At 76.8% G+C, this 646-nt stretch carries 1 protein-coding gene; it reads left to right on the top strand.

The window, feature by feature from the left end; all coding sequences use genetic code 11:
* A partial coding sequence (locus QQK43_RS23280) for a hypothetical protein (RefSeq protein ID WP_370465350.1) occupies nucleotides 1-646 on the top strand: 646 nt, incomplete at both ends.

Genomic DNA, 646 nt, shown 5'->3' with positions numbered 1-646 from the left:
GACCCGGGCACCGCCGGCGCCCCCTGGCGCGGGCAGGGCGAAGCGCGACTCAGCGGCATCGACCCTTCGCGCCTCTGGCACACGCTCGCCCCGCAACGCATCGACGGCCGCCTGAAGGCCGATGCGCCGGCCGGCACGACACTCGCGTTCGACGCCAACCTGCGACCGCAAGGCGCTGCGCGCGCAGCGGCCGGCCGGGCACTGCTGCTCGGGCCGACCCAGGTGCAAGGGCAGTGGCAGGCGGAGCGCCAGATCCTGCAACTCGACCGCGCCCGCACCACCGTGGCCGGTGCCCAGCTGGACGCGCAGGGCGAGGTCGACCTGGGCGCCCACCGCCTGCGCATCGACGCCCGCGTGCAGGCTCCGGGCCTGGCGATCACCCTGGCCGGCAGCCAGGGCCAGCCCGCCGACCGTGGGCAACTGGCGCTGAACTTGTCCGACGCCCGGGCCCTGCAAACCTGGGTGAACAGCCTCGCCGACCTGCCCCTGATCGGCCCGCCCGTGCGCTCGGCCCTGGCCGCGGCCACCCCGTGGTCGGCCAGCCAGCTCGAAGGCGCGGGCCAGCTGCAACTGGCCTGGCAAGGGGCCTGGCCCCTGCCCGCCGAACTGGCCGCCTGGCAACCCGCTGGTGCGCGCCCGGCCTGGC

Origin of the sequence: Hydrogenophaga electricum (genome assembly GCF_030160815.1) — a bacterium.
GTDB classification, from domain to species: Bacteria; Pseudomonadota; Gammaproteobacteria; order Burkholderiales; family Burkholderiaceae_C; genus Hydrogenophaga; species Hydrogenophaga electricum.
The sequence above is the reverse complement of the archived record's forward strand: the minus strand, read 5'-3'. Positions and strand labels throughout refer to the sequence as shown.